Annotated in this window: 5 protein-coding genes; all 5 read left to right on the top strand. The window is 61.0% G+C overall.

All coding sequences use genetic code 11. From position 1 onward, the window contains the following. Positions 1 to 371: 371 nt before the first annotated feature. The gene (lon, locus tag J5M72_RS22635; RefSeq protein WP_243433436.1) at positions 372 to 2795 is read left to right on the top strand and encodes an endopeptidase La; all 2424 of its coding nucleotides are present in this window, start codon (positions 372 to 374) and stop codon (positions 2793 to 2795) included. A gap of 294 nt (positions 2796 to 3089) precedes the next feature. After that, positions 3090 to 3482, top strand: coding sequence for a protease inhibitor I42 family protein (locus J5M72_RS22630; RefSeq protein ID WP_169431761.1), 393 nt, complete (start codon positions 3090 to 3092; stop codon positions 3480 to 3482). A gap of 2 nt (positions 3483 to 3484) precedes the next feature. Beyond that, a complete protein-coding gene (locus J5M72_RS22625; protein ID WP_207867150.1) occupies positions 3485 to 4129 on the top strand; it encodes a lysoplasmalogenase in 645 nt (214 codons plus the stop codon). A gap of 121 nt (positions 4130 to 4250) precedes the next feature. Beyond that, positions 4251 to 4958 (top strand): carboxy-S-adenosyl-L-methionine synthase CmoA, encoded by a 708-nt coding sequence (cmoA, locus tag J5M72_RS22620; RefSeq protein ID WP_219737186.1) that lies wholly within the window; start codon positions 4251 to 4253, stop codon positions 4956 to 4958. After that, positions 4955 to 5911, top strand: coding sequence for a tRNA 5-methoxyuridine(34)/uridine 5-oxyacetic acid(34) synthase CmoB (gene cmoB, locus J5M72_RS22615; protein WP_007956659.1), 957 nt, complete (start codon positions 4955 to 4957; stop codon positions 5909 to 5911). The genes cmoA and cmoB overlap by 4 nt, the downstream gene beginning before the upstream one ends. Positions 5912 to 6024: the final 113 nt, after the last annotated feature.

The raw sequence follows: 6024 nt of genomic DNA, 5'->3' as shown, positions 1-6024 counted from the left end.
ACACATCGAGAGGAGGTGCAGCGAAGCAAACCGGAGGCGATGCCCCCGGATGAATCCCGGAGCGAAGGAACACCGAGCCAAAGCGAGGTGCCGAACGCCGGGGCCCAGCGTTTTTGGTTACTTTTTTCTGGGCCGGCATTCCGGGCGTTTGAAAAAAGTGACTCGCCGTAAGGGCGAAACCGCCAGCGGCAACACCCGAAGCAACGGATATTCACCCAAAACACCCAGAGCATGGTCGGCCCAAAGGCCGCCAAGCCCAACCCCCAAAACCCTGTCAAAACCCTGAACACACAACCAGAAACACCCCACCCCATTGAAACCACCCAAACCCTGCCCCATCTAACAGCCATACCCAATTGCGCAGGTGCCCCATGAGCGACCAGCAAGAATTCCCCGAGAACCCCGACGACATCACCGAAACCGACGCCGAACACATCGAACACCACGTCCCCGGCAAAGGCCTCGCCCTGCCCGGCCAGAACCTGCCGGACAAGGTCTACATCATCCCGATCCACAACCGCCCGTTCTTCCCGGCCCAGGTCCTGCCGGTCATCGTCAACGAAGAACCCTGGGCCGAAACCCTCGAACTGGTCAGCAAATCCGAACACCACTCCCTGGCCCTGTTCTTCATGGACACGCCCCAGGAAGACCCGCGCCACTTCGACACCAAGGCGTTGCCGCAATACGGCACCCTGGTCAAGGTGCACCATGCCAGCCGCGAAAACGGCAAACTGCAATTCGTTGCCCAGGGCCTGAGCCGTGTACGCATCAAGACCTGGCTCAAACACCACCGCCCACCGTATCTGGTGGAGGTCGAATACCCGCACCAGCCCACCGAGCCGACCGACGAGGTCAAGGCCTACGGCATGGCGCTGATCAACGCGATCAAGGAACTGCTGCCGCTCAATCCGCTGTACAGCGAAGAGCTGAAGAACTACCTCAACCGCTTCAGCCCCAACGATCCGTCGCCTCTGACAGATTTTGCCGCCGCCCTCACGTCGGCGACCGGGAATGAACTGCAGGAAGTGCTCGACTGCGTGCCAATGCTCAAGCGCATGGAAAAAGTCCTGCCGATGCTGCGCAAGGAAGTCGAAGTCGCGCGCCTGCAAAAAGAAATCTCCGCCGAAGTGAACCGCAAGATCGGCGAGCATCAGCGCGAGTTCTTCCTTAAAGAACAGCTCAAGGTCATCCAGCAGGAACTCGGCCTGACCAAGGACGACCGCAGCGCTGACCTCGAACAGTTCGAGCAGCGCCTGGAGGGCAAGGTCCTGCCGACGCAAGTGCAGAAGCGCCTTGAAGAAGAGATGAACAAGCTGTCGATCCTCGAAACCGGATCGCCGGAGTACGCGGTCACCCGCAACTACCTCGACTGGGCGACCTCGGTGCCGTGGGGCGTGTATGGCGAGGACAAACTCGATCTCAAGCACGCGCGCAAGGTGCTCGACAAACACCACGCCGGCCTCGACGACATCAAGGACCGCATTCTCGAATTCCTCGCCGTCGGCGCCTATAAAGGCGAGATCAGCGGTTCCATCGTGCTGCTGGTGGGCCCGCCGGGCGTGGGTAAAACCAGCGTCGGCAAGTCCATCGCCGAATCCCTCGGCCGGCCGTTCTACCGCTTCAGCCTCGGCGGTATGCGCGACGAGGCCGAGATCAAGGGCCACCGCCGCACCTACATCGGCGCGCAGCCGGGCAAACTGGTGCAGGCGTTGAAAGACGTCGAAGTGATGAACCCGGTGATCATGCTCGACGAGATCGACAAGATGGGCCAGAGCTACCAGGGCGACCCGGCCTCGGCGCTGCTGGAAACCCTTGATCCGGAACAGAACGTCGAATTCCTCGACCACTATCTGGACCTGCGGATGGACCTGTCGAAAGTCCTGTTCGTCTGCACCGCCAACACCCTGGATTCGATTCCCGGCCCGTTGCTGGACCGGATGGAAGTGATTCGCCTGTCGGGCTACATCACCGAAGAAAAAGTCGCCATTGCCAAGCGTCACCTGTGGCCGAAACTGCTGGAAAAGGCCGGCGTGTCCAAGGGCAGCCTTAGCATCAGCGACACGGCGCTCAAGGCCCTGATCGACGGTTACGCCCGTGAAGCCGGTGTGCGCCAGCTGGAAAAACAGATGGGCAAACTGGTGCGCAAAGCGGTGATGAAGCTGATCGACGAGCCGAAAGCCGTGATCAAGCTCGGCCCGAAAGACCTCGAAGCGTCTCTCGGCCATCCGGTGTTTCGCAACGAGCAAGTGCTGTCCGGCACCGGTGTCATCACGGGGCTTGCCTGGACCAGCATGGGCGGCGCGACCCTGCCGATCGAAGCTACGCGCATTCACACGCTCAACCGTGGTTTCAAACTCACCGGGCAACTGGGCGATGTCATGAAGGAGTCGGCGGAGATCGCCTACAGCTACGTCAGTTCGCACCTAAAATCCTTCGGTGGCGATCCGAAATTCTTCGACGAGGCGTTCGTCCACCTGCACGTGCCGGAAGGCGCCACGCCGAAAGACGGCCCAAGTGCCGGCGTGACCATGGCCAGCGCCCTGCTCTCCCTCGCCCGTAATCAGCCGCCGAAAAAAGGCGTGGCGATGACCGGCGAACTGACGCTCACCGGGCATGTACTGCCGATTGGCGGGGTGCGCGAAAAAGTGATTGCGGCGCGGCGGCAGAAGATTTTCGAGTTGATTCTGCCGGAACCGAACCGGGGTAACTTCGAGGAACTGCCGGATTACTTGAAGGAAGGCATCACTGTGCATTTCGCCAAGAAGTTTTCGGATGTAGCGAAGGTGCTTTTCTGATTTCGTCTTGAGCTATCGAGGGGGGCTGGCATCGCTACCCCCTCACCCCAGCCCTCTCCCGGAGGGAGAGGGAGCCGAGTGGGGGATATTTAAGAGATACGCCGACCTGAAAGCTCTTCACTGAATCCATAATCAACTCGATCTTTCAGGTCGATGTACCTCAAAAGACACCTCGGTCAGTCCCCTCTCCCTCTGGGAGAGGGTTAGGGTTAGGGTGAGGGGTGGCGTTGTCACACTTTGTCTCATCTTCAGTTATGCTCGCCGTTCGTCGCCAACACCGGAGCCACTGAATCCATGTCCCCCACTCGCCTGTTTGTCCCCCTGTCCTTCGCCCTGCTGGCCGCCTGCGCCACGCAACCGAAACACAATGTGACCGTGGAAAAACAGAGCGAATGTCCGGTACGGCTGACCAACGGGCAAAACCTGATCGTCATGCTCCCGAGCAACCCGACTACCGGTTACCGCTGGGCCATCCAGGATTCTGCCGGCGGCGTATTGCGCGCCCTCAGCCCCGAGGTCTACAGCAATCCGGAAGATGCCGGCGTGGTCGGCGCAGCCGGTCTCTCGACCTGGCGCTTCCAGGCTTTCGCCACCGGCACCGGGCGCCTGCGTCTGACCTCGCAGCAACCGTGGGCACCGGAAGTGCTGCCGGTGGAAACCTTTGACTGCGCCATTTCGGTGAACTGACCGTGGGCTGGCTGATCCTCGCACTGATGGGCGCCGTGACCTTCCTCTATGGCGTCAGCACCCATGCGGCGTTGCTTTGTCTGCTGGTCAAACCGCTGCCGGTGTTGGCCTTGCTTGGCTGGCTGCACGATGCGCCGCCCAGTGACTATCGCCGCTGGATCAGTCTCGGTCTGATTTTCTCGTTGATCGGCGATGTGTTGCTGGCGTGGCCGGGAGATCTTTTCGTGTTTGGCCTGGGTGCGTTTCTGGTGGCGCATCTGGCGTATCTCAAGGCTTACCTCAGCGATTGCCGACGCCTGGCCCTGCTGCCGCTGATCCTGGCGCTCAGCGTCGGCGCCGTGCTGTTGGCCATATTGATCGGCAGCGGACTCGGCCCGTTGACCGTGCCAGTGATCGTCTACGGCACAGCCATCAGCGCCATGCTCTGGCGCGCTCTCGCCCGCCTCGGCAGCGACGTACCGCAACATTCGGCACTGCTGGCGGCGGGCGGCGCAGTGGCGTTCGTGTTTTCCGACAGCGTGATCGGCATCAACCGGTTTGTCTCACCGTTCAATGCAGCGCCCTACATCATCATTCTCAGTTACTGGCTGGGGCAGTGGGGGATTGCGGCGTCGGCGTTTTCACAGAGCAAACGTCCGGAGCTTTGAACCAGCGGTTTATCAGACAACCCGCGCATCTGCGCGCCAGTTTGGCTAAAATGCCGGCCTTTTCATCGACACCGCCGGAACCGCCGTGAGCAAAGAACCCGATCGCATTTTCGCCCAGCCGATGGCCCAGGTGCCTGACTTCGCCTTCAACGAAGACGTGGTGCGGGTGTTCCCGGACATGATCAAGCGTTCGGTGCCGGGTTACCCGACCATCGTCGAGAACCTCGGCGTGCTCGCGGCGCAGTTCGCCCAGCCGAACAGCGTGCTCTATGACCTTGGCGCTTCGTTGGGTGCTGTGACCCAGGCCCTGCGCCGCCACGTGCGCACCGACGGTTGCCGGGTGATCGCGGTGGATAACTCGGCGGCGATGGTCGAGCGCTGCCGTGAATACCTCAACGGTCAGGATTCGATGTTCCAGGAGTTGCTGCCGGTCGAGGTGATCGAAGGCGACATCCTCGCCCTCGATTTCAAACCGGCCTCGGTGGTGGCGCTGAACTTCACTCTGCAATTCATCGCCCCGGAGCAGCGCACGGCGCTGCTGTCGCGTATTCGCCAATCGTTGCTGCCGGGCGGCGCACTGATTCTGTCGGAAAAGCTGCGCTTCAACGATGCCGAAGAACACGCGCTGCTGACCGACCTGCACGTCGCGTTCAAACGCGCCAACGGTTACAGCGAACTGGAAATCGCCCAGAAGCGCAGCGCCATCGAAAACGTCATGAAGCCCGACAGCCTCGAAGAACACCGCGAACGCCTGCTGGCCGCCGGGTTCTCGAAAGTCGTGCCGTGGTTCCAGTGTCTTAACTTTGCCTCGTTGATTGCCTTGCCATGATTGATCTGTCCCCCCTCGCCCGCCGTCTGGCCGGCACGCCGCTGGCCGAATGGGCCAACACCCTGCAAGTGCAGCTCGACAAGAAAATGGAGAAGGGTCACGGCGATCTGGAGCGCTGGCAAAGTGCGCTGGACGCCTTGCCGAAGATCCAGCCGACTGAAGTCGACCTGCTCGACGGCCTGAAACTCGACACCGATTGCGACGACGAAACCCGCGCACAAATGCGCACCGCGCTGATGGGTCTGTCGCCGTGGCGCAAGGGGCCGTTCGATCTGTTCGGCGTGCACGTCGACACCGAATGGCGTTCGGACTGGAAGTGGTCGCGGGTCGCTCCGCATCTGGACCTGAAGGGCAAACGCATTCTCGATGTCGGTTGCGGCAACGGTTACTACATGTGGCGCATGCTCGGTGCCGGCGCCGACAGCGTGATCGGCGTCGATCCGAATTGGCTGTTCTTCTGCCAGTTCCAGGCAGTGCAGCGTTATCTGTCAGAGCCGAATGCCTGGCACCTGCCGTTCCCGTTCGAAGACCTGCCGCCGAATCTGGAAGGTTTCGACACGGTGTTTTCCATGGGTGTGTTCTACCACCGTCGCTCGCCGATCGAGCATTTGCTGGCGCTCAAGGATTGCCTGGTGAAGGGTGGCGAGCTGGTGCTGGAGACGCTGGTGGTCGAGGGTGACAAGCACCAAGTGCTGGTGCCGGAAGACCGTTATGCGCAGATGCGTAACGTGTGGTTCCTGCCGTCTGTGCCGGCGCTGGAGCTGTGGCTGCGTCGTGCGGGTTTCACGGATGTGAAATGCGTGGATGTGAGCACCACCACTGTTGAAGAACAGCGCGGGACTGAATGGATGAAGTATCAGTCGTTGAGCGACTTCCTCGATCCGGAAGATCACAGCAAGACGATCGAAGGGTTGCCGGCGCCGATGCGGGCGGTGATTGTCGCGAAGAAATAACCCCGATCTCCAGAAAAAGGAGATCCCCTGTGGGAGCGGGCTTGCTCGCGAAGGCGGTGTGTAAGGTACATCAATATCGACTGACACTCCCTCTTCGCGAGCAAGCCCGCTCC

The sequence above is a fragment of the Pseudomonas sp. 58(2021) genome (assembly GCF_017491585.1).
In the GTDB taxonomy this organism is placed as follows: Bacteria; Pseudomonadota; Gammaproteobacteria; order Pseudomonadales; family Pseudomonadaceae; genus Aquipseudomonas; species Aquipseudomonas fluorescens_BT.
The sequence above is the reverse complement of the archived record's forward strand: the minus strand, read 5'-3'. Positions and strand labels throughout refer to the sequence as shown.